General features: G+C 58.0%; 17 protein-coding genes. 3 read left to right on the top strand and 14 right to left on the bottom strand.

The annotated features are described in order from the left end of the window. Positions 1 to 158: 158 nt before the first annotated feature. The 5 genes from CFT68_RS08160 to CFT68_RS08140 form a co-directional block, all read right to left on the bottom strand. On the bottom strand, positions 159 to 1,346 hold the full coding sequence (locus CFT68_RS08160) for an MFS transporter (protein ID WP_245815312.1): 1,188 nt from the start codon (positions 1,344 to 1,346) through the stop codon (positions 159 to 161). Positions 1,347 to 1,567: 221 nt separating this feature from the next. Further along, positions 1,568 to 3,619, bottom strand: a complete 2,052-nt coding sequence (gene tkt, locus CFT68_RS08155) for a transketolase (RefSeq protein WP_088842913.1) — start codon at positions 3,617 to 3,619, stop codon at positions 1,568 to 1,570. Positions 3,620 to 3,828: 209 nt separating this feature from the next. Continuing rightward, the gene (locus tag CFT68_RS08150) at positions 3,829 to 4,827 is read right to left on the bottom strand and encodes an arabinan endo-1,5-alpha-L-arabinosidase (RefSeq protein ID WP_088842912.1); all 999 of its coding nucleotides are present in this window, start codon (positions 4,825 to 4,827) and stop codon (positions 3,829 to 3,831) included. 196 nt (positions 4,828 to 5,023) lie between these two features. Then, positions 5,024 to 6,022 (bottom strand): glycoside hydrolase family 43 protein, encoded by a 999-nt coding sequence (locus CFT68_RS08145; RefSeq protein WP_088842911.1) that lies wholly within the window; start codon positions 6,020 to 6,022, stop codon positions 5,024 to 5,026. Between the two features lie 17 nt (positions 6,023 to 6,039). Continuing rightward, a complete protein-coding gene (locus CFT68_RS08140) occupies positions 6,040 to 8,145 on the bottom strand; it encodes an alpha-L-arabinofuranosidase C-terminal domain-containing protein (protein ID WP_088842910.1) in 2,106 nt (701 codons plus the stop codon). Positions 8,146 to 8,539: 394 nt separating this feature from the next. Here CFT68_RS08140 and CFT68_RS08135 point away from each other — a divergent pair, with 394 nt between their 5' ends. After that, positions 8,540 to 9,604, top strand: coding sequence for a LacI family DNA-binding transcriptional regulator (locus CFT68_RS08135; RefSeq protein WP_170934737.1), 1,065 nt, complete (start codon positions 8,540 to 8,542; stop codon positions 9,602 to 9,604). A 106-nt stretch (positions 9,605 to 9,710) separates the two neighbouring features. Here CFT68_RS08135 and CFT68_RS08130 read toward each other — a convergent pair whose 3' ends face one another. The 5 genes from CFT68_RS08130 to CFT68_RS08110 form a co-directional block, all read right to left on the bottom strand. Next, positions 9,711 to 10,391, bottom strand: coding sequence for a type 1 glutamine amidotransferase domain-containing protein (locus CFT68_RS08130; protein WP_088842908.1), 681 nt, complete (start codon positions 10,389 to 10,391; stop codon positions 9,711 to 9,713). Positions 10,392 to 10,433: 42 nt separating this feature from the next. Next, positions 10,434 to 10,742 (bottom strand): putative quinol monooxygenase, encoded by a 309-nt coding sequence (locus tag CFT68_RS08125; RefSeq protein WP_212590374.1) that lies wholly within the window; start codon positions 10,740 to 10,742, stop codon positions 10,434 to 10,436. A gap of 23 nt (positions 10,743 to 10,765) precedes the next feature. Then, complete coding sequence (locus tag CFT68_RS08120) at positions 10,766 to 11,761, bottom strand: NADP-dependent oxidoreductase (protein ID WP_088842907.1); 996 nt, start codon at positions 11,759 to 11,761, stop codon at positions 10,766 to 10,768. A gap of 169 nt (positions 11,762 to 11,930) precedes the next feature. Then, the gene (locus CFT68_RS08115) at positions 11,931 to 12,371 is read right to left on the bottom strand and encodes an organic hydroperoxide resistance protein (protein WP_088842906.1); all 441 of its coding nucleotides are present in this window, start codon (positions 12,369 to 12,371) and stop codon (positions 11,931 to 11,933) included. 34 nt (positions 12,372 to 12,405) lie between these two features. Continuing rightward, positions 12,406 to 12,858 carry a MarR family winged helix-turn-helix transcriptional regulator gene (locus tag CFT68_RS08110; protein WP_088842905.1) on the bottom strand — a complete coding sequence of 151 codons (453 nt, stop codon included), beginning with the start codon at positions 12,856 to 12,858 and terminating at the stop codon, positions 12,406 to 12,408. A 281-nt stretch (positions 12,859 to 13,139) separates the two neighbouring features. Here CFT68_RS08110 and CFT68_RS08105 point away from each other — a divergent pair, with 281 nt between their 5' ends. Continuing rightward, positions 13,140 to 14,456: a hypothetical protein gene (locus CFT68_RS08105; RefSeq protein WP_088842904.1), complete on the top strand. Its 1,317-nt coding sequence runs from the start codon at positions 13,140 to 13,142 to the stop codon at positions 14,454 to 14,456. Between the two features lie 115 nt (positions 14,457 to 14,571). Here the strand turns inward: CFT68_RS08105 and CFT68_RS08100 are convergent, their stop codons facing one another. The 4 genes from CFT68_RS08100 to CFT68_RS08085 all read right to left on the bottom strand — a co-directional run bounded on the left by CFT68_RS08100 (position 14,572) and on the right by CFT68_RS08085 (position 20,710). Then, positions 14,572 to 14,871 carry a rhodanese-like domain-containing protein gene (locus CFT68_RS08100; RefSeq protein ID WP_088842903.1) on the bottom strand — a complete coding sequence of 100 codons (300 nt, stop codon included), beginning with the start codon at positions 14,869 to 14,871 and terminating at the stop codon, positions 14,572 to 14,574. A 96-nt stretch (positions 14,872 to 14,967) separates the two neighbouring features. Then, a complete protein-coding gene (locus CFT68_RS08095; RefSeq protein ID WP_088842902.1) occupies positions 14,968 to 16,836 on the bottom strand; it encodes a T9SS type A sorting domain-containing protein in 1,869 nt (622 codons plus the stop codon). Positions 16,837 to 17,001: 165 nt separating this feature from the next. Continuing rightward, positions 17,002 to 17,787, bottom strand: coding sequence for a PASTA domain-containing protein (locus CFT68_RS08090; RefSeq protein WP_088842901.1), 786 nt, complete (start codon positions 17,785 to 17,787; stop codon positions 17,002 to 17,004). Positions 17,788 to 18,010: 223 nt separating this feature from the next. Next, complete coding sequence (locus CFT68_RS08085) at positions 18,011 to 20,710, bottom strand: D-alanine--D-alanine ligase family protein (RefSeq protein ID WP_088842900.1); 2,700 nt, start codon at positions 20,708 to 20,710, stop codon at positions 18,011 to 18,013. A gap of 247 nt (positions 20,711 to 20,957) precedes the next feature. Between CFT68_RS08085 and CFT68_RS08080 the strand changes: the two genes are divergently transcribed. Next, positions 20,958 to 22,148, top strand: a complete 1,191-nt coding sequence (locus CFT68_RS08080; RefSeq protein ID WP_088842899.1) for a phosphoglycerate kinase — start codon at positions 20,958 to 20,960, stop codon at positions 22,146 to 22,148. Positions 22,149 to 22,297 lie beyond the last annotated feature (149 nt).

Raw genomic sequence — 22,297 nt, 5'->3', positions numbered from 1 at the left:
CCGGAGGGGAGGGGCCGGGGGTGGGGTTCTTGGGGAGCTGATATAGAAACCTTTCTACATTACGCTTCCACACAAAGCAAAACAGCCGCTTCAGCTCACGCGAAAATCGGCGCGAACTGAAGCGGCGGCTTCTGTATGAAATCGTAAGAAAATAGTCGCTAGGCCACTTGCTTGGCTGGTTTCGGCGCTTTCCGGGCGGCCAGTACCCCAATTACGGCGCCTAGGCCTGCCACCAGCGCAAAGGATAGCCGCAGGCTCGAAACCTCGGCTATAAAGCCAATCAGGGGCGGGCCCAGCAGAAACCCGAAGTAGCCGATGGTAGAGACCATAGCCAGCGCCACGCCCGGCGAGACGGTGGTGGATTGCCCAGCGGCACTGTAGGCCAGGGGCGTCACGGAGGCAATACCGAAGCCTACCAGTAAGAACCCAATCACGGAGGGTACAAACGCTGGCCATACTACGGCCATCAATAGGCCTACGGTGATGAGCGCACTGCTGAGTTGCAGCATGCGGTTGGTGCCAAAGCGGTGGGTGAAATAATCGGAGATGAAGCGGCCCAGGGCCATGGTGCTCATGCAAGCCACGTAGCCCGCCGTTACCAGCGAAGCATCGGGGTGCACAACGCGCTGGAAGTACACACCGCTCCAATCAAACATGCAGCCTTCGCAGAGCATGCCGCAAAAAGCAATCAGGCCGATGCGGAGCAGGTAGGGCTCGGGGCGGCGCAGACTGGGGCCACCAGCGTCGGCGCCCGTATCCTGCGGTAAGGTGCGCTGATGTGCCAGGATTGTAAGCAAAAGGCCTATGCTCATCACCAGCAGAAAGTGCCAGAGCGGGGTTTGCTGCCACCGGATTAGGAGGGTGCCCAACGCGCCACCCAGGAAACCCGCCAGACTCCAGAGGCCGTGAAAGCTCGCCATGATGGGCTTGCCGTAGGCCTGTTGCACGCCAATAGCCTGCGTATTGACGGAGATATTGAGCAGGTTGCCGGCAAACCCAAAAAGCACGAGGCTGCCCGCCAAGCTCCAGAAACCCGAAGCCCACCCCAGCAGCGGCAGGAACCCCGCATACATACTGGTTGCCAACAGCACTACAACCCGGCTGCCGTAGTTGTGCACCATCCAGCCGGCCACGGGCAGCGCCAGCATAGAGCCCACCGGCAACGCCAGCAGCAACTGGCCTAGCTCACCTTCGCTCAGGCCCAACTTCAGACCAATATCCGGAATGCGCGACGCCCAGGAGGCAAAGCACAACCCCGCCACAAAAAACAGTACACTAACCGCCACACGGCGCTGGGCAGGCGTTATTTCACTCATCAGGTTGCGGTAAATAAAACGGGGAGCCATGATCTGGCTCCCCGCTGGTACTATCAGGATCGTCCCGTCACACTGAGCCTATAAAAGCATTTCTACCCAGGCCAATGACTCTGGCCTACAGCAGCAACCGCTCCGTAGCCCAGGGTTTAAACCCTGGACTAATAAACGTTCAAACTAACAGTCAGTATCAGCACACAAGATGTCCCGACCAGTTCGACATGACGGACGATTTCCTTGCACAGGATACTGGCCTAGGAAAGCATTTCCTTCTTCTCAATCTCGGCAGGTTGGCCCTGGAGTACCCAATTGGCCTGTTTTACCACGTTTTCTACGGTAAAGCCGAAGTACTCCATCACGGCCTCGCCGGGACCCGATTCGCCGAAGCGGTTCATGGCAATGACGGTGCCCTCATCGGTGGCGTATTTGTGCCAGCCCATCGGCGAGCCGGCTTCCACGGCCACGCGCTTACGCACATCGGAAGGCAAAACCTGCTGGCGGTAGGCTTTGTCCTGCTTCTCAAACAGCTCCCACGAGGGCATGCTCACCACGCGGGTAGGTACGCCTTGCGCCTGTAGTTTCTCCTGGGCCTGCATCACCAGAGCCACTTCTGAGCCCGTAGCCAGCAGAATGAGCTCAGGCTTGCCACCTTCGGCTTCGCTGAGAATATAGGCGCCTTTCGCCACACCTTCGCGGGCCGAGCCGTACTTCTCCTGATCCAGGGTAGGCAGCTTCTGGCGCGACAAAATCAGCACCACCGGCGACTTCGGCGTGGTCATGGCAATGCGCCACGATTCTACCGTTTCGTTGGCATCGGCGGGGCGCAGTACCACAATGTTCGGGATGGTGCGCAGCGCGGCCACCTGCTCTACGGGCTGGTGCGTGGGGCCGTCTTCGCCCAGGCCTATGCTATCATGCGTGAACACAAACGTAGCGGCCGATTCGGCCAGAGCCGTGAGGCGAATGGCGCCGCGCATGTAGTCGGAGAAGGTGAGGAAAGTGCCGCCGTAGGTGCGTACGCCGCCGTGGTGGGCCATGCCGTTCATGGCGCCGCCCATGGCATGCTCGCGCACGCCAAACCAGATGTTATTGTGCTCATAGCTGCCCGGCTGAAAGCTGGCGTCGCCACCGGTAGGCATCTCGTTGGAACTGGCCAGGTCGGCGGAGCCGCCGAATAGGAAGGGCACGCTTTTCTTGAGGGCCGTGAGGGCTTTGCCGGACGCCTGACGAGTAGCCATGGCGCCATCGGCGGGGGTGAAAACGGGCAGCGAGGCGTCCCAGCCTGCGGGGAGCTCTCCCGCAAACGAAGCCCGGAACAGTTCCCACTCTGTGCCAAACTCCTGCTGGTACGCCTCTGATTTCTGCTGCCATTCGGCCTGAAGCTGGGCGCCGCGCTGCCCAGCTTCGGCCAGGTGCGTGCGCACTTCTTCGGGCACTACAAACGTGGCCTCGGGGTCGAAGCCAAAAAACTCTTTCGCTTTCTTCACATTGTCGGGGCCCAGCGGGGAGCCATGCACTTTGCTAGTGCCTTCCTGCGGGCTACCGTAGCCGATAATGGTCTTCACCGAAATAATGGAAGGACGCTCAGTTTCTTGCTGAGCGGCTTTAATGGCGGCCTCAATACCGTCGAGGTCGTTGCCATCTTGCACGCGCTGGGTGTGCCAGCCGTAGGCCTCAAAACGAGCCATCGCATCCTCCGTGTACGAGAGGCTGGTAGGTCCGTCGAGGCTGATGTCGTTGTCGTCGTAGAGGTAAATGAGCTTGCCGAGCTTGAGGTGACCCGCCAGCGAAGCCGCCTCGGCCGCAATGCCTTCCATTAGGTCGCCGTCACTTACAATGGCGTACGTGTAGTGGTCTTGCAGCGTGTGGCCCGGCTTGTTGTACACGGCTGCCAGGTGCGCTTCAGCCATAGCCATGCCTACGCCGTTGGCGAAGCCCTGGCCTAGCGGGCCCGTAGTTACCTCCACGCCAGGCGTCAGGTGCGACTCCGGGTGGCCAGGGGTTTTGGAATGCAGCTGCCGAAATTTCTTCAGCTCATCCATGGGTAGCTCATAGCCATACAGGTGCAGCAGGCTATAGAGCAGCGCCGAGCCGTGGCCGGCCGACAGCACAAACCGGTCGCGGTTAGGCCACTTCGGGTCCTTTGGGTTGAAGCGCAGGAAGCGCGAAAACAGCACGTAGGCCATAGGAGCCGCGCCCATCGGGAGGCCGGGGTGGCCGGAGTTAGCTGCCTGCACCATATCCACCGACAGAAGGCGGATGGTATTTACACTTAGCTCGGCAGTAGAGGTTGTTGAGTTACTCACGGAAAGACATAAAAAAGGTGGGAAACATGCTAATCTACGGCTCCAGGGGGCCCAGGAATAGCGTTGAGTGCAACACAATGGCAGAAAAAGGACCGGTATCGATACCGTAATCGGTACCGGTAGCAAACCAACTTACTCCTTAACGGGAAAGTAGTTTTTTAAGCCAATATGCACAAACGATTGTGTAGTTAATAAGCCTGCACAGTGGCCTAGGGCTGTACTACTGGCCAGCCCGCCGCATCCCAGGTCATCTTCTCAATACGCAGCTTGGAGTGGCCTTTATCGGCGGCATCGTAGCCATGGAAAACCAGATAATCGGCTTTGTCGAAAGTATAGACTGAGTTGTGGCCCAAACCAAACCAGTTCTTGTCGCCGGCCAATACTTCGGTGCCGCCGCCTTGGTCGAGCGCTACGCCCGCCTTATCCACGTACGGCCCCTGTACGTTTTTCGAGCGGCCTACCATAATCTTGTAAGTGCTTTGGGGGCCGCGGCAGCAGTAGTCGAAGGAAGTGAACAGGTAGTAAAAGTCGCCTTTCCTGAAGATGAAGGGCGCTTCGATGGCTCCGTCGCCGGGCAACGAGTCGTTGAGCTGTGGATTGCGCGGGCGCTTAGCAATGGTGCGCCACTGCTCGGGCTGAGCCGGTGCTTTCAGGTCAGGCGCGAGCTTCACCAGCTTAATGCCATCCCAGAAAGAACCAAATGATAACCAGGGGTTTCCAGCTTCGTCGCGGACTAAGTTAGGGTCAATGGCATTCCACATATCGCGGCCCGGCACCGACTGCACTATGCGGCCGTGGTCTAACCACTTGAAGTCCTTGGAAGTAGGATCGAGCGTTTTGTTGGTCGCCAGGCCTATGCACGAGGTATTTTTGCCGAACGCCGAGATGGAATAGAACAGCGAGTACACGCCGTTGTGGTACGAAATATCAGGCGCCCAAATATGGTTTCCCTTGAAGCCCGGCACGGCCTGGGTAGCCCACGTAGGAGCCGTGGCGAAAATGGGCTTCTCCCGCGTCCAGTTCCTGCGGTCCTTCGACGACCACACCGCAATGCCTGGCCCCGTGCAGAACATATAATAGGTGCCATTCTGCTGTGCCATCACGGGGTCGTGGGCCGGAATGAGCGCCGGGGTAGTTTGGGCCGATGCGCCTAAGTGGCCTAGCACGAAAGCCAGCACCAACAGACGCCGCAAGAGAGTATAGTACATAAACGATTGTGTAAATCGGGTGGGGTGAAGAAGTTCTGGAAGATGACGGTCAGCAATACGCTCGTTCCACGCCTCGCGGAGAGTAACGCAAAAGTCCGTTTCGCGACGAGCAACGCGAGGAATAGACACTGCACAACCGCGTAGGAACTCGCTGCGCTCGTCGCGAAACAGATTTTCGCTCTTCTCTCTAGGCCACTTACTTGGCTGGCTTCACGCCTTCGGTCGTCATTAACACGCGCTTCATCGTGCCGTCTTTGTTGTAGTACAACTCATCGATGCAGACGGAGCGTCGGAAGCTGCCGCCATCCGTGGGGATGCTGCCGTTGTGGTAGATGAAGTACGATTTGCCCTTGAAGTCAATGATAGACTGATGGTTGGTATTGGAGTTGCCCGCCACCTCGTTCAGAATGCCTTTGAACTCCCACGGTCCCTCAATGCTGCGGCTCATGGCGTAGGCAATCTTCTCCGGGAATTGGTAAGCATAGCTGAGGTAGTACCAGCCGTTGTGTTTATGAATCCAGGGAGCTTCGGTGAACTTGGGTAGGGTAGTAACCTTGTTGATGGGGCCGTCCAGCTCCGTCATATTCGGCTTCAGCTTGGCCCAGTGGCAGTTGGTGTTGCCCCAGTAGAGGTAGGCCTGTCCCTTATCATCGATAAACACCGTAGGGTCAATGTCGTCCCAGGAGATGGGACTTTCGGTCATGTTGTTGGTGATGATGGCCGAACCGCGCGCATCCTTGAACGGACCAGTCGGGCTGTCAGACACGGCCACCCCGATGGCTTTGCCCGGAATGGTGCCGTGCTCCACGGCCACGTACCAGTAGAATTTGCCGTTGCGCTCAATCACCTGAGAGGCCCAGGCATCGGCCTTGGCCCAGGCAAACGCCTTCACATTCAGCGGCGAGAGGTGCTCTTTCCAATTCACCATGTCGGTGGAGGAATAGCAGAGCCATTCGTTCATCACGTAGCGCTCCTGTCGGGCCGGCGCCTCGTCGTGGCCGGCATAGAGATACACCGTACCCTTGTGCACGAAGGCGGCCGGGTCGGCAGTGTACTTGTCTTTGATAATGGGGTTACCAGCTATTGGTTCGGGTGCTGCCTGCCCTAGCACCGCAGTGGGTGCCAGGGTAGGAGCGGCGGCTGCTAGCACCAAGCCAGCGAACAACGAGCGGGAAGCGAAAAGCAGTTTTTTCATACGTCAGAAATCACCGCTTAGCGCTTGCCAGGAATACGCAGCACTGTGAACGAATTCGGAGCCAGCGTGTAGGTTACATTCGACGACGATACCTTGAACGGCTCCTCTTTGGGTGCCACATTCATAGGCTGCTCCAGGCTATTCACGGCGTTCAAATCATCGCTGGCCAATACGGTAGCTTTACCGGCTTTGCCCAGCTTTTTCACGCCCTGCAGATTGACCGTAACGGGGCGAGCTGAAGTAGAGTAATTCACCAGCTTCACGATGATTTCGCCGGTTTTGTCGTCGGCGGTAGCACTGCTGAACAGGTTGTCGTCGCCGTTCTTGGCGTTGCCAGCGCGTTGCACCGGCAGCATGGTGGTGCCAGGGTTGGTGCTGTACATTTTCTGCACGTAGTAGTTCGGCGTGCCGTAGGCTTTCAGGTTATCAAACCAGATCATGTCCGGCGTCCACTGCCAGGCATCTACGTGTGCGAAGAGCGGCGCATACGAAGCCATAACCACCTTGTCGGCGTTGCGCTCTAGGCCAGTCATGAAGGCTGCTTCCGAGATGGCGCAGTCCCAGCTGTTCTTATTGTCAGGGCTACCGATGGCTACACTTTGCGCAGCGTACTCGCCAGCGAAGATCTTGGTGCCGGTGGTAGGGTAGTTGTCGTAGCGGCCCACGTTCTGGCGGAACCACTCCGGCTTAGCATAGTAGTGCTCGTCAATTACCTCAGCTTTCAGCTCGCGCAGGCGCTTGCTGGCTTTGTCGAACAGCTCACCATCGGGGCTTGGGCCGGCGCTGGATACGATGTTCATGTTGGGGTACTTTGCCTTTACTGCCTTCATGAAGGGCTCGTAGCGCTCCAAATACTGCGGGCCCCATTGTTCATTGCCAATACCGATGTACTTCAGGTTGAATGGCGCGGCATGGCCCATGGCTACGCGCTTGGCACCCCATGGGCTGCTGGCGGGGCCGTTGGCAAACTCAATCAGATCCAGCGCGTCCTGGATAAAGGTTTCCAACGTCGGGTCGTCGTCCTCGTGGTTGTGCGGCGAGCCGGCATTCGGGCCGCCAGCTGCTACCCCCGAAACAGGGGCCAACTCAGCCGAGTTAAATTGGCAGGCCATGCCCACGTTCAGGATAGGAACGGGCTCCGCACCAATGTCCTCGGAAAGCTGAAAATACTCAAAGAAGCCCAGGCCGAAGGTTTGATAATAGTCGGGCGTGGAGCGGTGCTTGAACTCCATGTTCCAGCGGTTTACCAGCGGCACGCGGCTAGCCACGTCGCCAATGGTTTCCTTCCACTGGTAGCGCTCTGTGAGGTTGCGGCCTTCCACGATGCATCCACCAGGGAACCGCAGGAAACCCGGGTTCATATCCTTCAGCAACTGTACCAAGTCAGTGCGTAGGCCATTCTCGCGGTTCTTGTAAGTATCATTGGGGAACAGCGACACCACGTCAATATCCAGCGTGCCGGCGCCTTCCATCGTGAGCTTCAGGCGCGCTTTCTCGGCCGTGCCCAACGATTTCAGCACCACGCTGTACTTTTTCCATGCGTTGGTCAGGCCGGTGATTTTGGTTTGGGCTAGCACTTTGCCCGAGGGGCCCGCTTCCGGGCCCGCACCGGGGCCACCTTCTTCCAGGGTCACGTTCAGGCCGCTAGCATTGCCGGCACCCTTGCGCAAGTATACCGAGAACGTGTATTCGCCGCCCTGCTTTACGCCCATGCCCCGAAAGCCTTCATTAATGAAGCCCGCATCGGGGCTGGCCGTGGCGGCCGTCATGCGCAGGAAGTGGTTGTTGGTGGTACTAATAGGCTGCTGGCTGGAAACCGTGTAGGTAGACAGCGCCGCCGCGCCCCGAATGCCGCGCCAGCCCAGCAGGTGCTCGTCCAGCTCAAACGACTTGTTCTTAACCAGCTCCGGGTACAAGCCGCCATCGGCAGCAAAGTTGATGTCCTCGAAGAAGAGGCCGTACATGGTTTTGGCGATGGGCGCGCCGGGCTTGTTTACCTGCACCGTAATGGTGTTCGCGGCCGTGGGCTTGGTTTGAGCAAAGGCAGAACCTAGGCCTAGGGTGCTGAGCAGGCCTAGGCCAGTAGCCAACTGCGCAAATCGGGTGGGAGAAGACGTGGGCATGGAGTAGAGTAAGTGGGCGAAGCGGAAAAGAAGTCAGCCAGAGCAGGAGCTGTGGTTCAGCACACACCTGATTATTTTGTTCGGTAGGCCTGTTTATGGAAACCAAGTGCTCCATATCTAGGCACAATCGATTGTGTAAAGTAATAAGAAAAACTTAAGATGATGGTTATTTTATGCAAAAAGTAGTTGTGTATATCCTATGCAAAAGAGAGAAACATGCCTGAAAAGAGGCAAGCAAACGGTCTAAATACGCTGAATTTCATCTGTTGGCTTCCTTTGCTATCAGGCGTATCCGGTAGATTGCTATATTTACACAAAGCATTGTGTAGCATACTGCAGTATGGCCCCTCGAAAAAAACAAGTCCCGGACCAAAATACTACTAGCCCCGTTTCTATGGCCGATCTGGCCCGGGAGCTGGGAGTATCCATGACGACCATCTCGCGGGCCCTGAGCGACCATCATAGCATTGGGCCCGCCATGAAGCAAAAAGTGCTCAAGCTGGCCAAGAAGTATAACTACCAGCCCAACCGCCTAGCATCAGCGCTCCGCAAAGGCAAAAGCCAGCTGCTGGGCATTGTGGTGCCGTACATTGAGGGCCGGTTCTTTCCCTCGGTAGTGCACGGAATTGAGTCGGCGGCCAGCAAAGCAGGCTACAACGTTATTATCTGCCAGTCGAACGAAGATGTGGCACAGGAGCGGCGCAACCTCGATATCCTGCTTAGTGCGCAGGTAGCAGGCGTATTGGTGTCGTTGTCGCGCACTACGCGCGACTTTCGGCACTTCGAGAAAGTGCGTAGCCGCGGCCTGCCACTAGTGTTTTTCGACCGCGTGGTAGAGGGCGAGAACGTGAATGCTGTAGTGCTCGACGACCAGGAGGGTGGCTACGTTTCTACGCGGCACTTGCTGCAGCAGGGGTGCCACCGCATTGCGCATCTGGCCGGTCCGCAGCACCTGAATATCTACAAAAACCGTCGGCAGGGCTACCTCGATGCTTTGCGCGAAGCTGGGCTGCCCGAGGATGAAAGCCTGATCATCTATACCGAAATGGCCCAGGACCAAGGTGCTGAAGCACTTCGGCAGCTCATGGCTCTCCCGAACCCACCGGATGGCGTGTTTGCCGCCGGCGACTACAGCGCCCTCGGGGCCATGCAGGAAGCGCACCGCCTAGGCCTACAGGTGCCGCAGGATGTGGCCATCACAGGGTTTAGCAACGAGACCTTCACGACCATCACGGAGCCCCCCATCACTACCATCGACCAGCGTTGCGAAGAAATGGGCCAGGCGGCCGTGCGCCTGCTGCTGGAGCTGATTGAGGCCGACGGCCGCCCCTTTGCGCCGCGGCACATTGCCTTGCGCCCCGAGCTGCTGGTGCGCGGCTCCTCGGCCCGCACAGAAGGAGCATTGCCCAGCCCGGTACGAGATCCGGCAGCCAAATTTGCGGGTAATGTAACTGGCTGATCAGCCGTAAATAAAGTTTCTAGGCCACTTCCTGAACGACAACGCCTCCCTTATCTCCGTTTATCGGAAATAGGGGAGGCGTTGTCGTTCGGGAAGTGGCCTAGGCCTACTTCTTCAGCAGTTGCAGCAGCTCTTCTGCTGCCTTCTCAGAAGAAGCAGGGTTTTGGCCCGTGATGAGGTTGCCGGCGCTAACCACATACGGAGCCCAATCGGGGCCTTTGGAGTAGTTGCCGCCGTTTTCTTTCAGCATGTCTTCCACCAGGAACGGCACCACGTTGGTCAGCTGCACAGCTTCTTCCTCGGTGTTCGTGAAGCCGGCTACTGATTTACCTTTCACCAGCGACGTGCCGTCAGAGGCTTTCACATGGCGCAGCACGCCGGGCGCATGGCACACAGCCGCCACGGGCTTGCCGGCGTTATACATGGTTTCAATCAGCGCAATAGACTGCTTGTCTTCGGCCAGATCCCACAACGGGCCGTGGCCGCCGGGGTAGAACACAGCATCAAAATCAGCCGCTGAAACCGAGTCGAGCTTTACCGTATTGGCCAAGACTTTCTGCGACTCCGGATCCTGCTTGAAGCGTTTGGTGGCGTCGGTCTGGGCGCTGGGGTCGTCGCTTTTGGGGTCGAGGGGTGGCTGGCCGCCTTTGGGCGAGGCGATGGTAAGGGTGGCACCGGCATCCTTAAACACGTAGTAAGGCGCCGCGAATTCTTCCAGCCAGAAGCCGGTTTTATGACCTGTGTCGCCGAGCTGATCGTGCGAAGTCAGAACCATCAGAATGTTCATGTGTGTAGGGTGTAAGGGTGAGAATAAAACGTGCAACAGGCGCTAGGCCAGTAGCTTATACAGTGAAACCGTGCGCTCGGTCAGGAGCGGCACAATTTGGCCGGCTACCAGTTCCTTGTAGTGGGCCGAAGCCACGTGCGCATCGAGCGCCGCCTGGTTGGCGTACTGCTCATAGAACAGGAAATGCGCCGGGTCTTTGGGGTCCTGGTGGCCTACGTAGAGCAGGTTGCCGGGCTCGTGCTGGCGAACAGCCGCAGCGGCTTGCGCCATGAGTTGGCGTACGGTTTCGGCGTGCTCGGGCCGGGTGCGCCATTCGGCCACGATGCACAGAATTTCAGCTGAAGTTGACATAAGGAAAAAGAGAGGGGGGTTGCCTAGGCCACTTTCACAAGGGCTTTACCGGTGTTTTCGCCCTTGAACAGGCCCAGGAATGCGTTCGGAATCTGGTCGAAACCTTCCGTAATGGTTTCCTCAAACCGGAGCTTGCCTTGGCTATACCATTCCGTAAGCTGCTTCACGCCCTCAGGCCATTGCGGCAGGTAATCACTAACGATAAAGCCCTGCAGCTTGGCGCTGGTTTTGAGGAGCTTACCTTCGGGGCGCGGGCCAACAGGTGCTTCGGTGGCGTTGTAGCTGGCAATCTGGCCGCAGAGGGCAATGCGGGCGTGCTTATTCAGCAAATCATACACCGCATCGGTGATTTCACCACCCACGTTATCAAAGTAGCAGTCAACGCCATTGGGCGCGGCCGCCGCCAGCGCCTCCGCGATGTTGGCAGTTTTGTAGTTGATGGCTTCATCGAAACCCAACTCTTTCAGGTAGGCCACTTTCTCATCGGAGCCGGCGGTACCAATCACGCGGGCCCCTTTTATTTTGGCCAACTGGCCTACGACCATGCCCACGGCTCCGGCCGCACCGGAAACCACTACCGTTTCGCCGGCTTTGGGCTGACAGATATCGAGCAGGCCGAAATACGCCGTCAGGCCGGGCATACCCAGCAAGCCCAGGAAATAGCTGATGGGTGCAGGGCCCGCCGGAATTTGCTGCAGGCCTTTCCCATCTGAAACGGTGTACTGCTGCCACGGCAGGTTGCCCACTACCAAGCTGCCGACAGGGAGTTTGTCGAGGTTGCTTTCCACTACTTCGGCCACCACGCCGCCCGCAATCGGCTCGCCTACTTCAAACGGCGCAACGTACGACTTCGCCGCGCTCATTCGGCCCCGCATATAGGGGTCAACGGACACGTAGCGCGTTTTGAGCAGCACCTGGCCGGGAGTCGGCGTAGGAGCTTCGGAAGTGGTAAACTGGAAAGTTTCGGCAGTTGGGGCGCCGGTTGGGCGGCTGGCCAGCCGGATGGTTTGGTTTTGCATAGCGAGAGGTAAGAGGAGTGAAAAACAAAGCTGTCATCTGGAGCTGAACGCAGAACCTGCCCAATAGAACAACCCACAAGGTGGCGTTCAGTTAGCGGGCGTGAGTTTCTGCACTACCGCCATGTATGCGGTTCGCTCCGGATGACAGCTCGTTAGCCGGCCAAGTGGCCTAGGCGGCGTGGGTAGTTGTGGTGAGGGCCACTTCAATGTTGCCTTTGGTAGCGCGCGAATAGGGGCAAATGCCGTGCGCCGCTTCTACCAGCTGCTCGGCCTGCTTCTGCTCCAGGCCGGGAAGGTTCACGTGCAGATCGGCCGAGATGCCGTAGCCGCCATCCTCCGCCTTGCCGAAACCGATGAGTGCTTCCACCGTCACGCCTTCCAGCTTCACGCTGGCCTGGCGGGCCGCAACGCCCAGGGCGCCTTCAAAGCAGGCGGCATAGCCAGCGGCGAACAACTGCTCGGGGTTGGTAGCGCCGGCTTTGCCGGGGCCGCCCATTTCTTTGGGCGTGCTCAGGTCAACGGTCAGCGCATTGTTGTTGGTGGTAACGGCACCGTCGCGGCCACCTTTGGCTTTGGCTTGCGCGGTGAAGAATTTTTCAACGATTTTCATCGGTAGTAGAGAAGAAAAGTAAAAAAATACTGGCCTAGGCCAGTTGGGTTAAGAGGTGTTTCAGTTGCGTGCGAAGGGTTTCAAACTCCGCCTGTGACATATTGAGTTGGGCGAAAACGCTTTCCGGAATGCTACACGCCTGCTGCTGCAACGCACGCCCCGCCGGCAGCAGCCCGATAATCACGGAGCGCTCATCGCGCGGGTCGCGCCGCCTGCTGATCCATTGTTTCTGCTCCAGGCGCTTGAGCAGGGGCGTGAGCGTGCCAGAATCCAGCAGCAGTTTCTCGCCCAGCTCTTTCACCGTCAGTTCCTGATGCTCCCATAGCAGCAGAAATACCAGGTACTGCGGATACGTCAGGTCCAGCTCCTGTAGCAGGGGTTGGTAGGCCTTGGTAATCATCCGCGAGAGGGCATACAGCGGGAAGCACAACTGGTTGTCCAGTTGCTGTAGCGGGTTGATGGCGTTATGGATGGGTTCTGTTTTCATATCCTTCTGGTTGGTAAACGGGTAATGGTTGCGTAATGTTTAATTGCGCACAACTAAAAATGAAAATAATGGTCCAGCTTGCTGAAAACCAATATAAAAATTTTCTGTCGGCTAGCTGTGGTAGGGTGTAGGTGCGTAGTCTGCGAAATTTATGAGGGTTGTGTTGGTGTCAAGTACCAGGAGTAGCAGGAATGCTCCGGGCTGGAACTGGTGGTAACGGCAGACGAATACTTAGTTTGCACCTGATCTATTAATCCCATAATTCTTATTCCGTTACCCCTATGCTGCAGCGCACTCTTGCCGGACTTGTTTTACTGTTTACTACCCTGAGCGCAGTAGGCCAGCAGCGGCCGCCCCGCATCATCTTCTCCGACATTGACCGCTTTTGGGTGGCCTACGACAGTATGCGCACCACCACGGATAGCTTGCGCCAACTGCAGTACATTAATGCCTTATACATCAAGCGCGGCACGCCGGGCTTGCGGGCGCTTATGGACGCTAAAGAGTATAAGGCCGAAGATTGGGTGAGTGCCGTGCGGCGCTACCCCCGTTTCTGGGCCTCTATCCGGCCACGCACGCAGCTGGCTAAAACCGCTGCCGCTGGCATTGCGCCATATCTGGGCAAGCTCCAGCAGCTGTATCCGCCTCTGCGTCCGGCCAGCCTGTACTTCACCATTGGCGCGCTGAGTTCCGGCGGCACCACGAAGGATAGCCTTGTGCTGATTGGGACGGAGTTGGCAACAGGCAACACCAGCGTGGATATTTCGGAGTTTGCGCCCGGTAAGCAGGCGTATCTAAAGCGGCATTTCCAGCTCGATCCTCTCCGGGACTTTATTCCGCTGAACGTGCACGAGTACGTGCATACCCAGCTCAAAGGCCCCGGAAACCGTGTGCTAGGCCAGGCTATCTATGAAGGTACCTGCGACCTGCTGGCGGAGTTGGCTACCGGCAAACCGGTGCCCCAACTGTACATGACCTATGGCCCCAAACATGAGACTGAGCTGAAAGAGCGCTTTGGCAGTGAAATGTTCAACCCCAACTTCGGGCATTGGTTCTATAATCAGGAATCTACTGACCCCCACCATGTGCCGGACCTCGGCTACTACATGGGCTATAGCATCTGTCGGACGTACTACCGCCGGGCCAAGGATAAGCCGCGCGCCATTCGGGAAATGGTAGAGCTGGACTATACCAACGACCAGGCCGTGGAGGCCTTCCTGCTAAAGTCGGGGTATTACGCTTCAGAAGCTATGCCTAGGCTCAAAGAGGCCTACGCGCGTCAGCGGCCCACGGTGGTAGGAGTTCGGCAGTTGCCAGTCGGCAACCAATCCGTTGAAGCCAGTCTGCAGGAGCTCACCATCGAGTTTTCGGAGCCGATGGCCCCTTATACCTCTATTGATTATGGCCCCGGTGGGAAGGCCATGTGGCCGCTAGTAGGGTATGGCCGTTTCTCGCCAGACAAAAAAACTGTCACCTACAAAGCGGTGTTACAGCCCGACCACGACTACGAATTCCTGCTAACAGGTGACAATTTTCAGTCCCTGCAACGAGGGCTTCCGCTACAGCCGCGCCTCATCAAGTTCAGAACCAGCCACTGAAAAAGCGAGTCCAGGCAAACGCCGGGAGGAATTGGAACCAGCTGCTAGGCCAGTCACCAAATTCCGCCCAGCGTTTGCCTGGACTCGCAAAAAAACCTTCAGCAGAAAGCTGGCTCTAGGCCTGTTGGTAGGCCTGAATGCCACCAATCAGGTTGCGCACTTTCTGGAAACCCTGCTGCGAAAGGAATGCCTTGGCCGAAGCCGAGCGGCCACCGCCTTTGCAGTGCACCACTACTTCCTGCTCTTTCAGGTCGTCGAGGTCGTCGAGTTTTTGGGGGAGAGTGCCGAGCGGAATATTCTGGCTGCCTTCAATGCGGGATTCTTCGTTTTCCCAAGTTTCGCGCACATCAATGATGACGGGTGCGTTACCGTTTGCCTGGCGTTCTTTTAACTCAGCAGAAGTGATGTCGTTCATAGAAAAGAGGAATGTTAATGGGGAGCGGAACACAAACCTACTGAATAGAAAGCACATCAGTAGCTTGCCGAAGGATCGGCAAAGGCCTCGCCAACCCTAGTTCTGCCGCACCAGCTGTTTCGTGACGGTGAGGCCGCCAGCGAGAGTAAGGCGCACGAAATACACGCCGGGCCGAAGTTGCTGTAAGGAAAGCTGCGCTTTGCCCGCTTCGCCGGCGGGCTGCTCCCACACCACCCGGCCCAAAGCATCGAGCACCGTTGCGCGCACATAGCGGCCCTGCACCTGCACTAGGCCATCGGCTGAGGGGTTGGGGTACAGCGTATAGCCCGCCGCTACAGTGGCTAGAGTGGTTGCCGTGAGCACGGCCGTACCCATCAGCGGCCGCAGCATCAGGGCGCCTTCGGGGCTTTTGGTAGTGGCCAGCTTAACTGGGCTCCAGGCGCCGAACTGGCTGGTGAACAGATAGCCGGCTGGCGGCGCGTTATTCAGATCGACGCCAAACTCCACGTTCTGCAAAGTAGATGCCTGCCCGTAGCCGGCGTAGAAACGTCCGCTTACGGGCACCGGAGCCGCGAAAGGAACGTCGAGGTAGGCCTGTCCGTTGGGCAGCGGGTTCGGAATCGGAATACTCTGCGACGCTTTGGGCGTAGCGGCCGGCTGATTGTTCGCGTCTTCCCAGATATTGACGGTAATAGTCCGGCCCAGCGCCGTGGCCAGCGGATAAATCCGGATGGCGCGCACCACATCGGGCTGGTTGAGCTCATAGCGGGTGGCCAGGTACGTGGCCGGCCCCGTAGAGGCGGCGGGCAGACTCAGGCTGGCTTCGGCGCTGCCATCATCATAGGCATAATAGTCCGCTAGCTCCGTAACGCGCGAAATGGTATCGTTGGCCAGCGTGAGCGGGTTGGTTTCATTGGTGAGCAGCGTAATACGCTGACGCAGACGCTTTGGCGTGGCCGATACCGGTACCGTGGCCAGCTGCGGGTTGCCGATGATAGGCTGCTGCTGACCTCCCGGGCCAGCATCCAGGGACCGAATTCCGGTGAGAAACTGCGTGGTAGGCCCCGTTGGCAGCACGTCCAGCGTGCCCGTCCAGCTGATGGGCGTAGGGGCAGGGCCGGCGTCGAAGTTGTTCATGGTGGTGCGCGTGCGGGCAGCCAACTCCTGGGTAGGGTTCTGGTTGAACTGGCCTACGGGCATGGCCGTGTAGCGGCGCAGGGCACTAGGCAGGGGTTGGCTCAGGGCAATATCGCGGAAGGTGGAGTCGGTGGCCGAGCGGTTGCGGTCGAGCCGTACGTAGTCGATGCTCCAGGCGTCGCGGCCGTTGTACTGGTAGCCAAATACCCGGAACCGGAACTGGAAATCCTTGTGCAGGTAGCTCGTCTGATTGATAGCCACGGCCCGAAACCGGAAATTGGTGGTATCGCCAGCGCTCCGAATCTGGCCTACCTCGCGCCAGTTGCCGGTCACGTCCTTAAAATCGACATATAACCCAATGGGGCGGGAGCTGGTAGCCGGCGCCGGCGGACCTTGCAGCGTGCCCGCCTGCCAAAAGAAGCTCAGGAACACATTATCAGTGGTCCCTAGGCCACTCAAATCAATGACTTGAGAAGTCAGCGAATCTGTAGCACCCACCGCCGATACGCCCCCGTAAGAGCGCCCATCGGCCCGAAACCCATCGAAGGTAGCCACGCCTTTGGAGGGTGGGCGCCGAGCAAAGCGGTTATTAACCAAGGTGCCGCCGGTCTGGAGCCAGTTCTGCTCGGCGGGGCGGCCCTCGCCTTGCCCGGAAAAATCATCGAAAAACGGCAGCGTGAGGGCCTGCAGGCGGCGGGCGGTAGCCGGGGCGGGCGGCAGCGGTGTGCCCGAGGAAAGTGGCCCCACTACCTGGCCCTGGCCCAGGAGCGGAAACAGGCCTAGCGCGGCGGTTGCCAGACTAGTAACGAAGCGTAAGAAACGAGGCATAGAGGAATATAACGAGAGCAAAGCGGCCCAGCCGCGAAGGTCGGAACTACGCGCTAACTACAGCAGCGGCCCAGGGTTCCTTACACGTACGGAAATGAAAAAAGGTCCGCTGCTACTACAACGAACCTTCCTTCAGTTTCTTTTAAACAGGGGCGCTAGGCCGCTCTACTTCACTTCCTGAATAGGTTCTTTGCCCGCAATCCAGAGGTCCACGAGCTGGCCCATCCGGATGGTGGCGCCGGGTCCGGGAACGGGCCGCTGCTTCACAACACTGCCTTCCGTTTCGCCCTCGGCCGGCTCCTGATAGAACCGCTCGCCTACCTGCAAACCTTGGCCCGCTAGCAGCGTTACGGCCTCATCGGCCGGCATGTTCACGAGGTTCGGAACCGGAAATTCCTGGTTGCCTAGGCCGTCGCCTACTTCCAGATCTACCTTGGTATTCTTGGCAATGGGTGCGCCAGGAGCAATTTCCTTGCCGTTGGCGAACTGCTTCAGGACCGCGTTTTGCTGAATATTGGGTACCAACTTGATCTGGCCAATCACCAGATCATAGCTCTTTAGAATCATCTGCGCGTTTTTCAGCGAGCCATCCGTGAGCTTGGGCATCTTGATAACCGGCGGGTTTTTCATGGCCACCGTGATGTAGAGCTTGCGGCCTTCCTTCACCTTCTCGCCGGGCTTGGGCTCCTGGTTGAGTACTGTGCCCGGCTTTATTTCGGGCCGGTAAGTGCTGTCATCCACGAAATACGCCAGGTTGCGCTCATCCAAATAATCCTCCAGATCGGTCTGCTGCATGCCCGTGATTTTGGGCACCTCAATCACCTCGCCGTGATTGGTAGTTAGGGGCAGATACACGTAGAAGAACCCGAACAAGAGCATTCCGGCCGCCACCAGAATCACCACCAAGTGTTTCAGTACGTCGGCCGGTGTATCAGATTTGAAAAAGGACATTCTTTTGGGAGAAGTTAGAAGCTAGACGTCAGGAGCTAGAAGCCACCGACAAAACTAGGAATTTGGGAGCTAGTGTGAAGCTTGAAAGCAAGCTGAGACAAAAACGTCATTCCGAGCGTAGTCGAGGAATCTCGCGTGCTGACGTTGTGATAGTATTCATACATCAGCACGCGAGATTCCTCGACTACGCTCGGAATGACGTTCTATTGCATATTCTTATGCATTATTGCTGCACGCCTGCCTTCTCCTGGCGGGCTTTGCCGAACTCCAGAATCTGGTCGATGAAGTCGTAGGGCGTGTAGCCGGCCAGGGCGGTCTGGTGGAAGATGCAGGTGGCGGGCGTCATGCCGGGCAGCGAGTTGACCTCGATGATGAGCACTTCCACGGCTCCGTTCTGCCGCACCCGCACAAATGCATCGATGCGGGCGTAGCCCTGGATGTTCAGCACTTCAGCCACGCGGCGCAGCTCCTGTTTCACTTCATCAGAAATGCGTTGGCGCTCAGTTGCTTCGGTGGCGTAGCGGGCCGGCGTAATGTTCTGGCCTTCCCCGGCCAGAAACTTCTCTTCCAGGCTCAGTACTTCGCCTGTAGCCAGTGCTTCAGACGCCTCAAATACTTCTATCTGCAGCTCGCCGTTTTCGCCCCAGTGCGTTAGTAGGCCACCAGTTACTTCGAGGAAGTGGGCAGCGCCATCGCGCTCAATCAGGGTTTCCACCAGGAAAGCGTCTTTCTGCGGAAATTCCTCCTTAAAGCCCAGATGCAACGTCTGCGCATCTGCAATCATGAGGTCTTCCTGCTCACGGAAGATGAGCTTAGTGAAAGCTTCCAGCTCTGCGCGGTTCTTGATTTTCTTTACTGCCGAAGAGCAGCCGTCGTCGGCGGGCTTGGCAATGAAGGGGTAGGGGAACTGCGTTTCGAGGCTGCGGTAAAAGCCTTCGGCATCGGCGTCCCACTCCAGGCGGTTGGCCATGCGGTGCTCGGCCACGCGTAGGCCAGCTTCGCGCAGGCGGCGGTTGGTCTCGAACTTATTAATAGTGACAGAGCTGCTGGCTACGCCCGAACCGTTGTAAGGCAGGCCCAGCTTCTCCAACTCGCGCTGTAGGGCACCATCCTCGCCGGGGCGGCCGTGCAGGGCAATAAACACCTCATCTACCATGCCGGCCAACTCCTCAAACGACACGCGCCGGGGCTGGGCCGTGGGCTGACCCGCGTAGGTATTCGTGATTTCCTGGGCTTCCTGCCGGATGCGGGCCAGCACCGGGTGCAGGCCGTGGCCGGCTTCCATGTGCTCCACTTTCTCCCGGATGTCGTCGGCGTTGTCCTTCAGCATCACGTTGATGGGCAGCACATACAGGCGGAACTCCTGGCTGTTGCCGGTCAGGAACACAGGCACCGGCTCATACTTCACCGAGGAGCTCAGCTTCTCGTATATATTACGGCCGCTTTCCACCGAAATGTGACGCTCCGAAGAGTAGCCACCCATAATGACGGCCACCTTAATGCGGGTGCGCTCCTCACTGGCCCGCGCCGCCACAGCAGCATCCAGCTGCGCCAGCAGGCTCGCCAGCTTCACTGGCCGTAGGCCACCTCGGCGGCGAGCTGCCAATGAAGTGCGTATCAAGTAAGTGAGAAACTGCGACGGGTTCAGGCCGATTTCAGCTGCCTGATGGAAGAAGAACGAAGCTGGCAACATGCCCGACGTCGTGTTCGGGTCGTTCAGGAAGAGGTTGCCATCGCGCCCAATAAAGCCGTCGAGACGGGCATACACCTGGAAGCCGAAGGTGTTGAACATCTCCTCGCACGCTTCCCGAATGCGCTGAATTTCGGCTTCGGGCAGGTCAATGGGCGTGATTTTGCGCGCTAGGCCAGGCAGGTATTTCGATCGGTAGTCGAACATCTCCTCGCCCTTCACAATTTCGGTGGGCGGCAGCGCCAACGGCTTGCCGGTGGGGTCTTCTACCACAATGCAGGAAAACTCGCGGCCATGCACGAAGCTTTCCACCAGCACCTGCGTTTCGCCCTCCACGCTGGTAAGGCGCACGCTTTCGGTCGTTTGCAGGCGCTCGTTCAGGATGTTCAGCAGTTGCTCCGGCTGGTAAATCAGCTCTGGCTCCTCATTGAGCACAACCGGCAGGCCAATACCCTCGCGGATATCCACCAGCTGCTGCAGCCACATGATGCGTTTCTGCTCCGATAGGCCTAGCCACTCCTGCTTGGTCACAGTTTTGCGGAACAAGCTGCGCTCTACAGCCGTCTCAAACTTCGCCAAGTCCGCTTCGCGCAGGATGCTGATGCCGATGCTAGAGCCTTGGCGCGGCGCTTTGAACACCAGCGGCAGGCCTAGCTCGCGCACCAGATACTCCAGCGTAGCGGCGTGGTCGGCGGCATCCCATTCTTCGGCCGTAATCTGGCGGAAAGCGGGTGTAGGCCTATTCAGCGCCGTTAGGAGCTTCTTTTGAGCAATTTTATCGATACCAAATGCCGAGGGCAGAATGCCGGAGCCCGAATACGGAATGCCGTACCACTCAAACAGGCCCTGAATAGCGCCATCTTCGCCACCGGGGCCGTGCAGAGCCAGGAACGCGAAGTCGATGAGCTGGGGCAGCTCGTGAGGCAGCACGCGCCGGCCTACTTCCGCAATAATGCGGTCCTGCTCCTCCAGGCTCAGCTCGCCCAGGCTTTCCAGGTACATCTGCACCGGCAGCTCCGTGCGCGGCAGCGCCGATACGGGTGGGTAAAAGTCGCGGATGGTGCCTTTATAAATGAAGTGCCAATCCAGCAGGATAAAGTTGCCGAGGCTGTCCACGAACACGGGTACCGCCTCAAACAAGGACTTATCCAGGTTATCATATACAGTGCGGCCGCCCGCAAAGGAAATTTCCCGCTCGCGCGACGGGCCGCCGAAGAAGATGCCTATTTTCATACGTGCCGCAAAGGTAGTATTTCGAGAGGTGAGGTAAGTCAATCAGTAGTTGATGGCCGAGAACAAACAATCGACAAATAACGTGTCATGCTCAGCAAAGCTGAACTATAGTTACTGTTTCGAGAGCTAGCAGTTTGGTCAGGCAGAAGTAGAGCTGCTTCGGTTTCGCTTAGCAAACTAGATGATTTCGGGTCCTAACTCAGTCATGAAATCTTACCTTCGCCGTATCCAACCCCATTTCTATTCCATGAAAACCCTCGATCAGTACAACTTCGCCGGCAAGCGTGCCGTGGTACGTGTGGACTTCAACGTGCCGCTCGACAAGGATTTCCGCATCACGGACGACACGCGGATCCGGGCCGCAACGCCTACTATCAAGAAAATTCTGGCCGATGGCGGCTCCGTGGTGCTGCTCTCGCACCTGGGCCGTCCAAAGGGTGGACCGGAAAATAAATACTCGCTGCAGCACATTGTGGCTCGCCTAGGCCAAGAGTACGGCACGCAGGTGCAGTTTGCCGACGACGCCCTGAAAGCGGAGGACAAAGCCAAGGCCCTGCAGCCCGGCCAAATTCTGCTGGTAGAAAACGTGCGTTTCTATGGCGAAGAAGAGAAAGGCGACGCCGAATTTGCGAAGCAGCTCGCCAAGCTCGGTGATGTATATGTAAACGACGCCTTCGGAGCCGCGCACCGCAAGCACGCTTCTACGGCGGTTATGGCCAGCAGCTTCGCGCCCGAAGACCGCGTGGCGGGCTACCTGCTGCAAAGCGAGCTGGACAACGCCAAGAAAGTGCTGGAAGAGGCCGAGCGCCCCTTCACGGCCATTATGGGCGGCGCCAAAATCTCGGATAAAATTCTGCTGATTGAGAAGCTGCTTGATAAGGTAGACAACCTGCTCATCGGGGGTGGCATGGCCTACACGTTTGCTAAAGCCCAGGGCGGCAGCATCGGGGGCTCGTTGCTGGAAGCCGATAAGATGGATCTGGCCCTGAGCCTGATCGAGAAGGCCAAAGCCAAAGGCGTGAACCTAGTATTGCCCACCGACAGCATCATCGCCGATAAATTCGCCAACGACGCCCAGACCAAAGTAGCCTCCAACAGCCAAATCCCAGACGGCTGGATGGGCCTAGACCTCGGCCCCGAGTCGCAGCAGGTGTTTGCTGACATCGTGCGCAAGTCGAAAACCATCTTGTGGAATGGCCCGATGGGTGTGTTTGAGATGAGCAACTTCGCCAAAGGCACCGAAACCGTGGCTCAGGCCATTGCGGAAGCCACCAAAGCCGGTGCCTTCAGCCTCATCGGCGGCGGCGACTCCGCGGCGGCAGTCAACCAGCTCGGCTTCTCCGATCAAGTTTCCTACATCAGCACCGGCGGCGGCGCCCTGCTGGAGTACATGGAAGGCAAAGAGCTGCCCGGCGTAGCTGCCTTGGAAGGCCGCTAGGCCACTCCTTGTCATTGCTTCGTTGTGCCTCCTTGCAATGACAAGGAGGCACAACGAAGCAATCTTTCCTGGTTGTTTGCAGCATTTCTAATGTAAACGAAAAGCCCTTACCTCTACAGTGGAGGTAAGGGCTTTTCAGTTAGCTAACA

Origin of the sequence: Hymenobacter gelipurpurascens (genome assembly GCF_900187375.1) — a bacterium.
In the GTDB taxonomy this organism is placed as follows: domain Bacteria; phylum Bacteroidota; class Bacteroidia; order Cytophagales; family Hymenobacteraceae; genus Hymenobacter; species Hymenobacter gelipurpurascens.
Note: the sequence above shows the minus strand (reverse complement) of the source record. Positions and strands in the feature narration are given on the sequence as shown.